Below are 15,524 nucleotides of genomic sequence, written 5' to 3' on the forward strand. Positions count from 1 at the left end.
CCCTAGGCCGGCGGCGACCCCGCCGAGTACCGCCGCAGCAGGGGCGACAGCACGAGCACGGACTTCGTCCGCTCCACGTACGGCTCGCCCGCGATCCGCTCCAGCACCTGCTCGAAGTGCCGCATGTCCGCGGCGAAGACCTGCACGATCGCGTCCGCCTCCCCCGTGACCGTCGAGGCCGACGCGACCTCCGGATAGACCGCGAGGCCCCGCTTGATCGCCTCCGGCGACGTGTTGCGGCTGCAGTAGATCTCGATGAACCCCTCGGTCTCCCACCCGAGCGCCGCCGGGTCCACCCGCACGGTGAAGCCGGTGATCGCACCCTCAGCGCGCAGCCGGTCCACCCGGCGTTTCACGGCGGGGGCGGACAGCCCCACGAGTGCGCCGATATCGGCGTAGGAGCGCCGGGCGTCTTCGGCGAGGGCGTGGACGATGCGTTCGTCGAGGTCGTTCAGGCGCACGTCGGGCGGGTCACTTCTCTGCGATGGCCGGTTCGGGGGCGACGGCACTGCCGCCGCCCCCGAAGTAGACCATGCGCGCCCGCCCGCGGCGCGCTCACCGCCTCCGGCCGGTCAGAACGGGAACTGCGACCGCCCGTGCTGCACCGAGATCCACTTCTGGGTGGTGAACGCCTCGATCATCGACTCGCCGTTCAGCCGTCCCAGACCCGACGCCTTCTCGCCGCCGAACGGGACGATGGGCTCGTCGTGGACGGTGCCGTCGTTGATGTGGATCATCCCGGTGCGGATGCGCTGCCCGACCCGCACACCGCGCTCGACGTTGGCGGTGTGCACGGCGCCGCTCAGCCCGTACGGGGTGTCGTTGGCGATCCGTACCGCCTCGTCCTCGCCGTCGAACGGCACCAGCAGCGCGACGGGACCGAAGATCTCCTGGTGCAGGACGGGCGAGTCGGCGGCGAGACCGGTCAGCACGGAGGGGCTCACCAGGTTGCCGTCGATACCGCCGTGCAGCAGCGCCGTCGCGCCGGCCTCGACGGTCTGGTCCACGAGCTTGGAGACCGCCTCGGCCTGCGAGGAGTTGATCAGCGGGCCGATCTGGGTCGCCGGGTCGGCCGGGTCGCCGACCCGCAGCGAGGCCACCTTGGCGACGAACTTCTCGGTGAACTCCTTCTCCACCGCACGGTCGACCAGGATCCGGTTGGCCGCCATGCAGACCTGGCCCTGGTGGATGTACCGGCTGAAGACGGCCGCGTCGACGGCGTAGTCCACGTCGGCGTCGTCGAGCACGATGAGCGCGCTGTTGCCGCCCAGTTCGAGCACGGCGCGCTTGAGGTTCGCCGCACAGACGGTCGCGACGTGCCGGCCGACCTTGTCCGAGCCGGTGAAGGAGATGACCTGCGGGACGGGGTGCTCCAGCAGCGTGTCGCCGATCTCTGCGATGTCGGTGACCACGACGTTCAGCAGCCCGGCGGGCAGACCCGCGTCCTCGAACACCTTGGCCAGCAGGGTGCCGCCGCAGATCGGGGTGTTCTGGTGCGGCTTGAGGACGACGGCGTTGCCGAGGGCGAGCGCGGGCGCGACCGACTTGAGCGAGAGCAGGAAGGGGAAGTTGAAGGGGCTGATGACTCCCACGACGCCGACGGGCACCCGGTAGACCCGGTTCTCCTTGCCCTCGGTCGGCGAGGGAAGTATCTGTCCGGCGGGCCGGAGCGCCAGCTGCACCGCCTCGCGCAGGAACTCCTTGGCCAGGTGGATCTCGAACGCGGCCTTGAGGCGGGTACCACCCAACTCGGCGACGATCGCCTCACCGATCTCGGGCTCGCGCTCCTCGACGATCCGCAGCGCCTTCTCCAGCACACCCCGCCTGGTGTACGGGTTGGTGTCGGCCCACGCCTGCTGGGCGCGCTCCGCCGCCCGGTACGCCTGGTCCACCTCGTCGGCCGTGGCGACCGGGATCGACGCGAGCTTCTCCCCGTTGAACGGGTTGAAGTCGATGATGTCCCACGACCCCTTCCCCGGCCTCCACTCGCCGTCGATGTACTGATGGGCCAGGTCAGTGAAGAAGGACATGAGATCCCTTACCGCAGAGAGGCGGGCAGCTGATTGCGCTTCATATTACTTAATTTTCAACCGAGTTGAAGCGTGCGAAGAGCCACTGCGGAACGGCCTGACCGCCCCACGCAAAAGCCCCTCCCGGCATCATTCACCGGAAGGGGCTCAGCGGTTACGGACGGGGCGGGATCAACTCCAGCTGGCGTGCAGCGGCTTGCCCTCGGCGTATCCGGCGGCGCTCTGCACACCGACGACCGCCTTCTCCGCGAACTCCTCCAGGGAGCTCGCGCCCGCATAGGTGCAGGAGGAACGGACACCGGCGATGATCGAGTCGATCAGGTCCTCGACGCCGGGCCGGGTCGGGTCCAGGAACATCCGCGAGGTGGAGATGCCCTCCTCGAACAGGGCCTTGCGCGCGCGGTCGTACGCGGACTCCTCCGACGTACGGTTCTTCACCGCGCGGGCCGAGGCCATGCCGAAGGACTCCTTGTAGAAGCGGCCGTCGGCGGACTGCTGGAGGTCACCGGGCGACTCGTACGTACCGGCGAACCAGGAGCCGATCATCACGTTGGACGCACCGGCGGCGAGGGCCATCGCGACATCGCGCGGGTGACGGACACCGCCGTCCGCCCATACGTGCTTGCCGTACTTCTTCGCCTCGGCGGCGCACTCCAGGACGGCGGAGAACTGGGGCCTGCCCACCCCGGTCATCATCCGGGTGGTGCACATGGCGCCGGGTCCGACACCGACCTTGATGATGTCCGCGCCGGCCTCGATCAAATCGCGCACGCCTTCGGCGGCGACGATGTTGCCCGCGACGATCGGCACCTTCGGGTCGAGGGCCCGGACGGCCCTGACCGCGGCGATCATGGATTCCTGGTGGCCGTGCGCGGTGTCGACGACGAGCGTGTCGGCGCCCGCGTCGAGGAGCTGCTTGGCCTTGCCCGCGACGTCGCCGTTGATACCCACGGCGGCGGCGATGCGCAGCTTGCCCCCGGCGTCGGTGGCGGGCGTGTAAAGAGTCGCGCGCAGTGCGGCCTTACGGGTGAGGATGCCGACGAGCTTGCCGTCCGCGTCGACGGCGGGGGCCAGCTTGCGGTTGGCGCCGTCGAGCTTGTTGAAGGCGTCGCGCGGGTCGATGTCCGCGTCGAGCAGGACCAGGTCCTTCGACATGACCTCGGAGAGCTGGGTGAAACGGTCGACGCCGGTCAGGTCGTGCTCGGTGACGACACCGACGGGGCGGTGCGCCTCGTCGACGACGACGCCCGCGCCGTGGGCGCGCTTGTGCAGCAGCGACAGGGCGTCCGCGACGGTCTGTCCCGGCGCCAGCACGATCGGGGTGTCCAGCACGAGGTGGCGGGTCTTGACCCAGCTGATGACCTCGGTCACGACCTCGATCGGAATGTCCTGCGGGATGACGACGAGACCACCGCGGCGTGCGATGGTTTCGGCCATCCGGCGGCCCGCGATCGCGGTCATGTTGGCGACGACGAGCGGGATGGTGGTGCCTGTTCCGTCGGGCGAGGAGAGATCCACGCCCTGCCGGGACCCGACCGCGGAGCGTCCGGGGACCATGAAGACATCGTCGTAGGTGAGGTCGTACGGGACCGAGGGGGACTCTGTGTAGCGACCGGTGCCCGGCTCAAGAAAACGCATAACACTCATTTTTTCATACGAAACGGTGCAGGTCGTTTCCACGAAGACACAGCAAAAGACCCCCGCTTTCGTCTGTTCCTCCAAGGAGGAGGTCGGGAGGGCCGGGCAAGTGGAACCTGCCTTACCCAGGGACCTTACCCGAACGGGATTCGAACCATTCGTGATCACCATCCCTGGACCCGGTGACAAGGGGTCAGGTAGCTTCAAATCCGCAGGTCTCAGAGGTAACCGCAGCGCCGACGATCACCCATCGGAACACCTGTCACGCGTTTGACCGGAGAGGATTCAGATCCGCCCGTGGAGAGCGAACTGCCGGACATCTACTGCCCGTTCCCCCAGCGGACCAATCCGCACGTCGGGCAGACCCGTGAGCACCTCGACACCTGGACACGCCGCACCGGCCTCGTGCACAGGGAGTCCGCGAGAGCCAGATTCGAACAAGCCGATTTCGGCGCCTTCGTCGGCATGGTCTACCCGACGGCCGGCAGCGAGCACCTCGATCTGGTGGCGGACTGGTTCGTCTGGCTGTTCCTCGTCGACGACCAGCTCGACGACGGCCAGCTCGGCCGCGATCCGGAACGCGTACGCGGCGTTGTCGCCCGGATGCTGGCCGTGGTGGACGGCATGGACACCGCCCCCGTACCCGACGAGGAGCTCCCGGCCGCCGTCGTCGCCCTGGAGGATCTGTGGGCACGGACGACCCCGGCCATGGCCCCGCACTGGCGCAGACGCTTCGCCTGGCACCTCACCACGTATCTGACGACGGCCACCAGCTGGGAGGCGGGCAACCGGGCCGACGGCGTGGTCCCCTCCGAGGAGACGTACATCGCCAAGCGCCGGCACACCGGAGCGATCCACGTCTGCATGGACCTGATAGAGATCGTGGCCGGGATCGAGGCACCCGAGTCGATTCACAACGATCCCCGCTTCATCACCGCACTGGAAGCCTCGTGCAACGTGGTGTGCTGGGCCAATGACGTCTACTCCTTCGAGAAGGAGCAGGTCCTCGGCGAGATCCACAACCTCGTGCACCTGGTCCGCCACCACCGCGGCTACGGGGAACAGCGGGCCATCAACCACGTCTGCGCCCTGATCGCCACCGAGACCGAGCGGTTCCTCACGGCCGAGGACGAGCTGCTGGAGATGTACCCGCAGCTGGCGGACATGCTCGTCCCGTATCTGGACGGCATGCGCAGCTGGATGCGCGGCAACCTGGACTGGTCCCGGCTCACCCCCCGCTACAACCCGGCGGACGTCAGCCAGTACGAGGAGCCCGAGGAGTATCTGGAGGAGACGGTCCTCGGCTTCTCCGCGGACCGCGCCGGAGAGAGCGTGAGCGACGCCCGCAAGGGCTGACACACCACGAAGGCCGGGCGCACACCGCGCGCCCGGCCTTCAAGCTGTCGCCCGCCGGTCAGACGCTGTCGGGGTCCGCCCGCTCCAGCGCCGGCCGGGGTCCCGGTGCCGACTCCGTCAGCAGGAAGTCCGCGGCGGCCGTGTCCGTCACCAGGCTGGTGACCAGGCCGGACCGCAGGACGGCCCCGATCGCCGCCGCCTTGCGCTGGCCGCCGGCGATCGCCACCACCTCGGGAATCCGGCGCAGCCGGTCCGCCTCCACGGTGATGCAGCGCTCGCCGAGGTCACGGCCGACCCTGCGCCCCTCGGTGTCGAAGAGGTGCGCGGACATCTCGGCCGCGACGCCGAGCGAGGCGTAGTGCGCCCGCTCCTCGTCCGAGAGCATGTCGTGCACGGTGGAGATGCCGGGTTCCCAGGAACCGATGGAGACCGCGGCGACCGTCACCTTGTCGAAGTACTCGAAGGCCCGGGCGATCCCCGTCTGGTGCCGCAGCGCGGCTGCCGTCGCCGGGTCCGGCAAGAGCATCGGCGCGTAGATCGGGTGCGCCTCGCCGCCGGAGACCTGCGCGGCGCGGCGGACCGCCTCGACCGAGCCGCGCTCGGCCGTCCCCGCGTCGTACACCCCGGTGAGCTGCACGACCGTGCAGGGCGGGAGCCGGTCGAGGGCCGCCGCCATGTGAATCGTGGACCGGCCCCAGGCCAGGCCCAGCACATCGCCCTCGTTCACCAGTTCGCCGAGAAGATCGGCCGCGACCTCGCCCAGGTTCTCCGGGTCGGGGGCGTCCTCCTGCTCCTCGGCCGGGGATTCGACGACGACCGCGTGGCGCAGCCCGTAACGGGCCCTGAGCGCGTCGGAGCGCTCCGCGTCCAGCTCGGCCGGCACCCGGATCTCGATGCGTACGAGATCACGCTCGAGGGCGGTCTCCAGAACCCGGGCCACCTTGAAGCGGCTGACGCCGAACTCCTCGGCGATCTGGATCTTCGACTTTCCCTCAAGGTAGAACCGGCGGGCCATGGCCGCCGCCTGCACCAGCTCCGCGGGTCCCATCCGCATGGCTGACCGACCCGCCGAGATGCCAGACACCGCGATCTCCTCACTGCTGTTCACACGCTCGATACGCCGTTCATCCTGTCAGATCCGGCGATCCTTGATCAGACCCGTCGGGCCGCGTTCATCTGCCCTTGGTTCAGTGGTTGCATCCCCAGGAGGCGGCCGTGGCCGCCTCCGCCTGGGCCCTCAGTCCCCGCACCGCCCCGGCCGGGTCCGCGGCCCCGTACACCGCCGAACCCGCGACGAACACATCGGCGCCGGCCTCGGCGCACCGCTCGATGGTGGTGGCGGAGACCCCGCCGTCCACCTGGAGCCACAGTTCGAGTCCGTGCTTGGTGATCAGCTCACGGGTGCGGCGGATCTTCGGCAGCATGATGTCCAGGAACGCCTGGCCGCCGAAGCCCGGCTCCACCGTCATGATCAGCAGCATGTCGAGCTCGGGGAGCAGGTCCTCGTACGGCTCGATCGGGGTCGCGGGCTTGAGCGCCATCGAGGCGCGGGCCCCCTTCGCCCTGATCTCCCTGGCCAGCCGGACCGGCGCCGCCGCCGCCTCCACGTGGAAGGTGACGGAACCGGCGCCCGCCTCGACGTACTGCGGCGCCCAGCGGTCCGCGTCCTCGATCATCAGGTGGCAGTCCAGCGGAGTGTCCGTGGCCTTGCTCAGCGCCTCCACGATCGGCACGCCGAGCGTCAGGTTGGGGACAAAGTGGTTGTCCATGACGTCGACATGGAGCCAGTCGGCACCTTCGACGGCCTTCGCCTCGTCGGCGAGTCGCGCGAAGTCGGCGGACAGGATGCTGGGGTTGATCTGGGCCATGCCCCCAGCCTGCCATGTTCCGCGCCACTTCCCCGCCTCGGTGCGTCCCAAAGCCTCACGGGATCATCACAGTTCACGCAATCCCGGCTTTTTGCCGGTCCTCAGTCCCCGGATCAGCCGGTACGGCGCAGCAGCGCGAGGTACATCGCGTCCGTGCCGTGCAGGTGGGGCCAGAGCTGTACGTCGGGTCCCTCACCCAGCGCGGGCACTCCCGGCATCAGAGGACGCGCGTCCACCCACTCGGCCTCGACGGGCTGTCCGCCCCGGCCCCTGAGTACGTCGTCGACGACGATCCGGGTCTCCGCGAGATGCGGCGAACAGGTCGCGTAGCCGACGACGCCGCCGATCCGCACGGCCTTCAACGCCTCGCGCAGCAGGCCGCGTTGGAGCGGAGCGAAGCTTTCGAGATCCTCGGCGCGGCGCCGCCAGCGGGCTTCCGGGCGACGGCGCAGCGCGCCCAGTCCGGAGCACGGAACGTCCATCAGGACCCGGTCGAAGGAGCCCGGCTGCCACGGCGGACGGGTGCCGTCGGCGGTGATCACCTGGTACGGGCCGGGGTTGCCGGCCAGCGCCCGCTCGACGAGCCGGGCACGGTGCGGCTGCTTCTCTGCGGCGAGCAGCGCGGCGCCGCGGCCGGCCGCGAGGGCCGCCAGCAGGGCGGCCTTGCCGCCGGGCCCCGCGCAGCCGTCGAGCCAGCGGCTGTCCCTGCCGTCCACCGGCGCGTTGGCCAGGGCGGCGGCGACGAGCTGGCTGCCCTCGTCCTGCACTCCGGCCCGGCCGTCCTGGACGGCGGTCAGCGCGCCCGGCTCGCCGCCCTCGGCCATCCGTACGGCGTAGGGCGACCAGCGGCCGGGAAGGCCGTTGTCCTCGCCGAGGGCGCTCAGGAGCTCGTCGGTGGTGGAGCGGCCCGGCCGGGCGACCAGGGTCACCTCGGGCCGTTCGTTGTCGGCTTCGAGGAGGTCCTCGATGCCGGCCCGGCCCCCGCCGAGGGCGTCCCACAGCGCGGAGACGATCCATCGCGGATGCGAGTGGACGATGGAGAGGTGCTCCTCGGCGTCCTTCTCGTACGCCGGGGCGACGAGCTCCACCCAGCCGTCCAGGTCGTGTGCCGTCACCTTGCGCAGCACGGCGTTGACGAACTTGGCGCGCCCCTCGCCCAGCACCACCCGGGCCAGCTCCACGCTGGCCGAGACCGCGGCGTGGGTCGGAATGCGGGTGCCCAGCAGCTGGTGCACGCCCATGTTGAGGACGTCGAGCACCGGCGGGTCGACCTCGCGCAGCGGCCGGTCGATGCAGGCGGCGACGATCGCGTCGTACGTCCCCTGCCGGCGCAGCGTCCCGTAGACCAGCTCGGTCGCGAGCGCGGCGTCCCTGCCGTCGAAGTCGCCCTTGGCCCGTGCCTTCTTGAGCAGGGGCGGCAGGACGAGGTTGGCGTACGCGTCGCGTTCGTCGACGGCCCTGAGCGCCTCGAAGGCGAGGAACCGGACGGGGTCCTTCTGCGGACGGCGGTGCGGCTTGGCGGGACGGCGACGCTGCTGGTCGTTCACGTGAAAGGTGCTCCGCTGATGGTGAGGGGGCGAACGCTCCCAGCGTACGTCGTGGCCGGGCCGGGCCCGTCCGGCGTGCGACGGCGGGACGGCCGCCCGGCCCCGGCGCGCTTCCTAGGACGGCAGGCCCTAGACGCCGACCAGCTCACCCGGAACGATCCGCACCCCGCGCGCCCAGTCGGCGCCCCGCATCGGCTTCTTCCCCTGCGGCTGGACCCACAGCAGCTCCACCGCGTGCGAGCCGGTACCGACGTACACGTTGTTCTTGGCGGCGGACAGCTCGCCCGGGGCCAGGTCGGTACGGTCCAGGACGGGCACCGCCTGGATCAGCTTGAGGCGCTCCCCGCGGAAGAGCGTCCACGCACCGGGGGCCGGGGTGCAGCCGCGGACGACCCGGTCGACCCGCAGCGCGGGTGCGGACCACTGCACCTGGGCGTCCTCGACAGTGATCTTGGGGGCGAGGGTGATGCCGTCGGCCGGCTGCGGCACGGCGTGCAGCGTGCCGTCCTCGATGCCGTCCATGGTCGCGGCGAGCAGCCCCGCACCGGCGAAGGCGAGCCGGGTGAGCAGATCGCCGCTGGTGTCGGTGGGCCGCACCTCCTCCGTGAGGACGCCGTACACCGGACCGGAGTCCAGCCCCTCCTCGATCAGGAACGTCGACGCGCCGGTCACCTCGTCGCCCGCCATGACCGCGTGCTGCACGGGGGCGGCGCCGCGCCAGGCGGGCAGCAGCGAGAAGTGGAGGTTGACCCAGCCGCGGGCGGGGACGGCGAGCGCGGCCTTGGGCAGCAGCGCCCCGTAGGCGACGACGGGACAGCAGTCGGGCGCGATCTCCCGCAGCCGTGCCAGGAAGTCCTCGTCCCGGGGCCTGACGGGCTTGAGGACCTCGATCCCCGCCTCCTCGGCGCGCTCGGCGACGGGACTGGCGACCAGTCGGCGCCCGCGCCCGGCCGGTGCGTCGGGCCGGGTGACGACGGCGGCCACTTCGTGACGGCCGGAGGCGAGCAGGGCGTCCAGGGCGGGTACGGCTACCTCTGGGGTGCCTGCGAAGACGAGCTTCATGGGGGCTGACTGCCTCTCGGGCCGAAACGTACGGTGATGAGCAGCACACCAGTCTAGGGCCTGTCGTCGAACCGCCGTCGTCCGGCCGAAGGCCGGGGCGGCCGACGGTCCGACGAAGGCCCCGGCCCCCGGAGCCGCGCCGGATGGCGGGGGGCGTACGCACGGCCGTGCGCCCCGCGCATATGCACATACGCCCCTATAGCGTGACCACATCCCCGGGTGGCGCGTTGGTCAAGTGAGATTGACCGAAGTGGGCCGCCTCGGTGCGGCCCCGATCCCTTTCATCGCCGGTTCGAGAGGCTTCTTCATGGCCGACCACGCAACCCACGACGCCCAAGCGCGGGCCAGTCTGCATCTTCTGGTGCGGGACATCGAGCGGGTCCGGCGGCAGGTGGACGCGCTGCGCACCCTCACCGCCCAGCTGGGCAACGTCTACCGTCCGCGCCGCTCCGGCCCGTCAGCGGGCTTCGTCGTCTACGGCAGGGCCCCGGCCCCCACCGTCCGGCTGGCCCAGGAGCTGCGGGACAGCGTCGAGACCCTGGTCACGGCGGCGGTCGACTTCGACCGCTCGCTCGGATTCTCCTGGGACGCGGTGGGCTCAGCCCTCGGGGTCACGAAGCAGGCGGTGCACCGCCGCTACGGCGCCCGCCGCAACGCTCCCAGCGCAGCGCCCGAGGGGGCTGTCGCCGCCGAGACCACGCAGCGCCCGGTGGCCGTGGCCCCCGGCATGGCCGGGGCTCCGTCCGGCCCCTCCGGCCCCCCGCTTCCCTCGGTGCCCGCGGCTCGCTCGATGCCGCCCCAGCCCTCGACGGCCGGTCCGTCACTGCGGGAGGAGCTGCGCCCCGGGGCGTTCCCCGGCCCGCGCAACGGCTGACGCCGCGATACCCCCCTCTGCCCCTCCGTGCCGCGCGCACGGCGGGGCAGTCCCTTGTGCCCGCAGGTCCGCTCCGCCGCTCCTCAGCCGATGTCCGGCGGGTCGATCCTGATCCGGACGGGATCGCCGCCGCCCTTGGCCATCCGCGCCGCCTGGGCCGTCTTCAGGGCGGCGGCCAGCGCCGCTCCCCGCCCCGGTTCCACCCGGATCAGTGCCCGCTCCCAGGTCTCGCCCGGCGGGGCGTCCCACGGCCGCCGCGGGCGGCCCGGCTCGGCGGCGGGCACCGGCACGGGACCCAGGATCTGGGCTTCCGGCGGCAGTTCGGCAGCGGCGAGAAACGCGGCCAGTGCCTCGGCGGGACCCGTGACCGAGGCCATCCGGGACACCGGAGGGAAGCCCAGCTCCGCCCGCTCCGCCAGTTCGCGCCGTGCGTACCCGGCGGGGTCCCACCGCACCAGTGCCTGCACGGCCCGCAGTGTCGGCTCGGCGACGATCACCACGGTCCCGCCCTCGCCCTGCCCCCGTACCAGCGAGGCGGCGGACGTCCACCGGCGCAGTGCCTCCTCGCCGGCCCGCAGATCGGGCCTGCCGAGCATGGCCCAGCCGTCCAGCAGCAGCGCCGCCGCGTACCCGCCCTCGGCGACGGGTTCGGCGCCGGGTGTGCTGACGACCAGCGCGGGCACGTCAGGCACCGAATCCAGGATGTGGTCGCGCCCGGACGTCCGTACCGGCACGGCGGGGAAGGCTCTGCCCAGCTCCTCCGCCGTCCTGCGGGCCCCGACGATCTGGGCGCGCAGCCGGAAGGCCCCGCAGCTCTCGCAGTGCCAGGCCGTCTCGGCGCGCCCGCACCAGGCGCAGTTGAGGTCCTGCTGGTCCGGGGCCTCCAGCGGCCCGGCGCAGTGCCTGCACCGCGCAGGTGTCCGGCAGCGCTCACAGGCCAGCCGTGGCGCGTATCCCCGGCGGGGCACCTGCACCAGGACCGGACCGCTGCGCAGCCCGTCCCGGACGGTCTGCCAGGCGAGACTGGGCAGCCGCGCACTCCGGGCCGCACCGTCCCGCGCCAGCTCGCCGTCCCCGACCGTACGCACGAGGGGCGCCGCGCTCCTCAGCTGCTCCCGGTCCGGGGCCAGCGGCAGCGCCCAGCCGGTCTCGACGAGCTGGGCGGCCTCCACCGTGCAGCTCGTACCGCCCAGCAGGAAACCGCACCTGCCGTGCGCCGCCCGCAGTTCGAGCACCTCACGGACATGGGGGAACGGCGCGTTGTCGTCGCTGTGGCTGGAGTCGCCGTCGTCCCAGATCACGACGAGACCGAGATCGGCGACGGGCGCGAACATCGCCGCGCGGGTCCCGACCACCGCCCGTACGGACCCCCGCCGCACGGCGAGCCACTGGCGGTAGCGCTTCTCGGGTCCGGAGTCCGCCGTCAGGAGCGTGTGGTGCCCCTCCCCCAGCAGTCCGGTGAGCGCGCTGTCCACCCGCGCGGCGGCCCGCCCGTCCGGTACGACGACGAGCGCGCCGCGTCCCGAGGCGAGCGTGGCGGCCACCGCCCTGGCGATCTCCTCGGGCCAGTGCGGGCCCGGCAGAGCGGTCCATACGGCGCGCGGTGCCCCGCCTTCGGCCAGCGCCCGGAGGAACGCGGGCCCCTGCCCGTACCTCTCCCAGCTGCCGGCCTCCGGCGGGGCGGGCGGCGGCAGGGGGTCCGGGGACGGCCTGGACTCGGCCCTGCCGTTCCTGGGCGGCACGGCGAGCTGGAGGACGTCGGCGAGGCTGCCCGCGTACCGGTCGGCGACGGCGCGCGAGAGTGCGAGCAGTTCGGGGCCGAGCACCGGTTCGGGCGACACGACGTAGGCGAGGGCGGCGAGCGCCCCCTGATAGTCCGATTCGGCGCGCCGCTCGACGAGGAAGCCGTCGATCAGCCCGCCGCCCTCGCGTCGGCCGCCCCGGACGTTGCGCCCCCCCGCGCCGAACCGCACCCGCACCCGCACTCCGGGCCGGGCGTCGGCGTCGAGCTCCTCGGGTACCGCGTAGTCGAAGTACTGGTCGAGATGGAGCACGCCCTTGTTGACCAGGACCCGGGCGACGGGCAGCTCCTTGGCCAGCGCGGCCCCGCGCCAGGTGCGCGGCTTGGCCCGCGGCACCTGCGCCTTGCGCACGGTCTCCCGGATCAGCGCAAGCTGCTCCGGCGCCCCGGCGTCGGGCTCGGCGGATCGCTCGTTCTCGCTGCTCACAGCCAAATTCCTACCAGACGGGACTGACAGCGGCGCCGGGCCCCACGACGCCGGGGCCCGGACACCGCGATCGGTGTCCGGGCCCCGGCGTGAGCCAGACGGCTGCGGTCGTACGGCCGCGGGACGGAGCCCGAAGGCCCTCCCCGCGGATCGTTACAGGCCCGCGGCCCTGCGCAGTGCTTCCACGCGGTCGGTGCGCTCCCAGGTGAAGTCGGGGAGCTCGCGGCCGAAGTGGCCGTATGCCGCGGTCTGGGCGTAGATCGGGCGGAGCAGGTCGAGATCGCGGATGATCGCGGCCGGACGGAGGTCGAAGACCTCGCCGATCGCGTGCTCGATCTTCTCCGTGTCGACCGCGGCCGTGCCGAAGGTCTCGACGAACAGGCCGACGGGCTCGGCCTTGCCGATCGCGTAGGCCACCTGGACCTCGCAGCGGGCGGCGAGACCGGCCGCGACGACGTTCTTCGCGACCCAGCGCATCGCGTACGCCGCGGAGCGGTCGACCTTCGACGGGTCCTTGCCCGAGAAGGCGCCGCCGCCGTGGCGCGCCATGCCGCCGTAGGTGTCGATGATGATCTTGCGGCCGGTGAGGCCGGCGTCGCCCATCGGGCCGCCGATCTCGAAACGCCCGGTCGGGTTCACCAGGAGGCGGTAGCCCTCGGTCTCCAGCTTGATGCCGTCCTCGATGAGCTGCGCCAGGACGTGCTCGACGACGAACTCACGGATGTCGGGCGCGAGCAGCGAGTCCAGGTCGATGTCCGACGCGTGCTGCGAGGAGACGACGACCGTGTCGAGGCGGACGGCCTTGTCGCCGTCGTACTCGATGGTGACCTGGGTCTTGCCGTCCGGGCGCAGGTACGGGATGGTCCCGTTCTTGCGGACCTCGGACAGCCGGCGCGAGAGCCGGTGCGCGATGTGGATCGGGAGCGGCATCAGCTCGGGCGTCTCGTCGCAGGCGTAGCCGAACATCAGGCCCTGGTCGCCGGCGCCCTGCTTGTCGAGCTCGTCCTCGTCGCCCTCGACGCGCTGCTCGTACGCCGTGTCGACGCCCTGGGCGATGTCGGGGGACTGCGCGCCGATGGACACCGAGACGCCGCAGGAGGCGCCGTCGAAGCCCTTCTTGGAGGAGTCGTAACCGATCTCCAGGACCTTGTTGCGCACAAGGTTGGGGATGTCGGCGTAGGCCTTGGTCGTGACCTCACCCGCGACATGCACCAGACCAGTGGTGATCAAGGTCTCGACGGCGACGCGCGAGGAAGGGTCCTCGCGCAGGAGCGCGTCGAGAATCGTGTCGCTGATCTGGTCAGCGATCTTGTCGGGGTGGCCCTCGGTGACGGACTCCGAGGTGAAGAGACGGCGGGACACATCGCTCCCTGGGGTTGCAGCGGCTGCTGGCTGATCATTGATGGAACGCCCGGGAGCTGCGCCCGGGTACGTTCCAGCGGCCAGTTTATCGGTCGGTTCCGGCGCTTGGTCCACGCGTCTCGCCCCTTGGGAGTTCTGTGACGTGCGGCACTGATGACGCCAGTGTGACAATCCCTCCTGCTGGGCGACATAAACATCCGCTTTCCGATATTTTCAGCCACCCATGCGAGGGAATCGGGAATCTAGCCGAAACGCGCTGTCACCAGATCCCAGACCGTGTCGGCGAGAGCCTCCTTGGGCCCGTACGGCACAGGCGTCTCACCGCCGTCCGCGGCGAGCACCACGGCTTCGTTCTCCTCGGAACCGAACGTCTTGCGCTCCCCCACCTCGTTGACGACCAGCAGGTCGCAACCCTTGCGGCGGAGCTTCTCGCGGCCGTTGGCCAGTACGTCGTCCGTCTCGGCCGCGAATCCGACGACGAGCTGACCGGCCCGGGACCGGTCGGCGGAGATTTCCGCCAGGATGTCCGGGTTGCGGACCAGGGCGACGGGCTCGGGCTCGCGCCCGTCCTTCTTCTTGATCTTGCCGCTCGCGTAGACCGCGGGGCGGAAGTCGGCGACGGCCGCCGCCATGACCACCACGTCGGCGTCGGCCGCGGCCTTCAGTACGGCTTCGCGCAGCTGCATCGCGGTCCCGGCCCGCAGGACGTCGGCTCCCGCCGGGTCCGGCAGGCCGGTGTTGGCCTCGACGAGGGTGACCCGGGCGCCCCGGGCGACCGCGGTGCGGGCGAGGGCGTAGCCCTGCTTCCCGGAGGAGCGGTTACCGAGGTAGCGGACCGGGTCGAGCGGCTCGCGCGTACCGCCCGCGCTGATGACCACGTGGCGGCCGGTGAGGTCGGGAGCGGCGGTGCCTCGTGCGAGGATCCGGCGGCAGACCTCGAAGATCTCGCCCGGGTCCGGGAGCCGGCCCTTGCCGGTGTCGACGCCGGTGAGCCGGCCCACGGCCGGCTCGATGACGACGGCCCCGCGCCTGCGCAGCGTGGCGACGTTCTCCCGGGTGGCGGGGTGCTCCCACATCTCGGTGTGCATCGCGGGCGCGAAGACGACCGGACAGCGGGCCGTGAGCAGGGTGTTCGTGAGGAGGTCGTCGGCCAGGCCGTGGGCGGCCTTCGCGAGCATGTCGGCGGTGGCGGGCGCGACGACGACGAGGTCGGCGGCCTGCCCGGTGCGCACGTGCGGCACCTCGTGGACGTCGTTCCAGACCTCGGTCGACACGGAGTGGCCGGAGAGCGCGGACCAGGTGGCGGCCCCCACGAAGTGCAGCGACGCCTCGGTGGGGACGACCTGGACGTCATGCCCCGACTCGGTCAGCCGGCGCAGCAACTCGCACGCCTTGTAGGCGGCGATGCCTCCGCTGACCCCAAGGACGACCTTCGGCTTGTCCACTGCCTCTCCCCGCACTCGTGATTCCCGGCGCACCCGGCTGCGTACGCACCGTCCCATAAGACACCACAGGCCCGGCGGTGGGACCGCCGGGCCTGAGGTGAAGGTGCTGGTTCC

The 15,524-nt window shown here is 71.7% G+C and carries 12 protein-coding genes; 2 read left to right on the forward strand and 10 right to left on the reverse strand.

Features of this window, described 5'->3' with window-relative positions; translation table 11 throughout:
• Positions 1-2 precede the first annotated feature (2 nt).
• From OG230_RS05675 to OG230_RS05685, 3 genes are all read right to left on the reverse strand, one after another.
• Complete coding sequence (locus tag OG230_RS05675) at positions 3-461, reverse strand: Lrp/AsnC family transcriptional regulator (protein ID WP_328909025.1); 459 nt, start codon at positions 459-461, stop codon at positions 3-5.
• Between the two features lie 111 nt (positions 462-572).
• Complete coding sequence (locus tag OG230_RS05680) at positions 573-2,030, reverse strand: aldehyde dehydrogenase family protein (RefSeq protein WP_328909026.1); 1,458 nt, start codon at positions 2,028-2,030, stop codon at positions 573-575.
• A gap of 171 nt (positions 2,031-2,201) precedes the next feature.
• A complete protein-coding gene (locus OG230_RS05685; protein WP_328909027.1) occupies positions 2,202-3,668 on the reverse strand; it encodes a GuaB1 family IMP dehydrogenase-related protein in 1,467 nt (488 codons plus the stop codon).
• 297 nt (positions 3,669-3,965) lie between these two features.
• Between OG230_RS05685 and OG230_RS05690 the strand changes: the two genes are divergently transcribed.
• Entirely contained in the window at positions 3,966-5,024 is a 1,059-nt protein-coding gene (locus OG230_RS05690) for a terpene synthase family protein (protein ID WP_328909028.1), read from the forward strand.
• Positions 5,025-5,082: 58 nt separating this feature from the next.
• On the opposite strand, the gene OG230_RS05695 is transcribed toward OG230_RS05690, so the two are convergent.
• The 4 genes from OG230_RS05695 to fmt all read right to left on the reverse strand — a co-directional run bounded on the left by OG230_RS05695 (position 5,083) and on the right by fmt (position 9,501).
• A complete protein-coding gene (locus OG230_RS05695) occupies positions 5,083-6,078 on the reverse strand; it encodes a sugar-binding transcriptional regulator (RefSeq protein WP_328909029.1) in 996 nt (331 codons plus the stop codon).
• A gap of 133 nt (positions 6,079-6,211) precedes the next feature.
• The gene (rpe, locus tag OG230_RS05700) at positions 6,212-6,892 is read right to left on the reverse strand and encodes a ribulose-phosphate 3-epimerase (protein WP_328909030.1); all 681 of its coding nucleotides are present in this window, start codon (positions 6,890-6,892) and stop codon (positions 6,212-6,214) included.
• A gap of 113 nt (positions 6,893-7,005) precedes the next feature.
• Positions 7,006-8,439 (reverse strand): RsmB/NOP family class I SAM-dependent RNA methyltransferase, encoded by a 1,434-nt coding sequence (locus OG230_RS05705; protein WP_328909031.1) that lies wholly within the window; start codon positions 8,437-8,439, stop codon positions 7,006-7,008.
• Positions 8,440-8,568: 129 nt separating this feature from the next.
• On the reverse strand, positions 8,569-9,501 hold the full coding sequence (gene fmt / locus OG230_RS05710; RefSeq protein ID WP_328909032.1) for a methionyl-tRNA formyltransferase: 933 nt from the start codon (positions 9,499-9,501) through the stop codon (positions 8,569-8,571).
• Between the two features lie 307 nt (positions 9,502-9,808).
• On the opposite strand from fmt, the gene OG230_RS05715 reads away from it, so the two are divergent.
• Positions 9,809-10,375, forward strand: a complete 567-nt coding sequence (locus OG230_RS05715) for a hypothetical protein (RefSeq protein ID WP_328909033.1) — start codon at positions 9,809-9,811, stop codon at positions 10,373-10,375.
• 83 nt (positions 10,376-10,458) lie between these two features.
• Here OG230_RS05715 and OG230_RS05720 read toward each other — a convergent pair whose 3' ends face one another.
• From OG230_RS05720 to coaBC, 3 genes are all read right to left on the reverse strand, one after another.
• Positions 10,459-12,603, reverse strand: coding sequence for a primosomal protein N' (locus OG230_RS05720; protein WP_328909034.1), 2,145 nt, complete (start codon positions 12,601-12,603; stop codon positions 10,459-10,461).
• 153 nt (positions 12,604-12,756) lie between these two features.
• Complete coding sequence (gene metK / locus OG230_RS05725; RefSeq protein ID WP_328909035.1) at positions 12,757-13,965, reverse strand: methionine adenosyltransferase; 1,209 nt, start codon at positions 13,963-13,965, stop codon at positions 12,757-12,759.
• 242 nt (positions 13,966-14,207) lie between these two features.
• Positions 14,208-15,410, reverse strand: a complete 1,203-nt coding sequence (gene coaBC, locus OG230_RS05730; protein WP_328909036.1) for a bifunctional phosphopantothenoylcysteine decarboxylase/phosphopantothenate--cysteine ligase CoaBC — start codon at positions 15,408-15,410, stop codon at positions 14,208-14,210.
• Between the last annotated feature and the right edge of the window lie 114 nt (positions 15,411-15,524).

It is taken from the genome of Streptomyces sp. NBC_00234 (assembly GCF_036195325.1).
GTDB lineage: Bacteria > Actinomycetota > Actinomycetes > Streptomycetales > Streptomycetaceae > Streptomyces.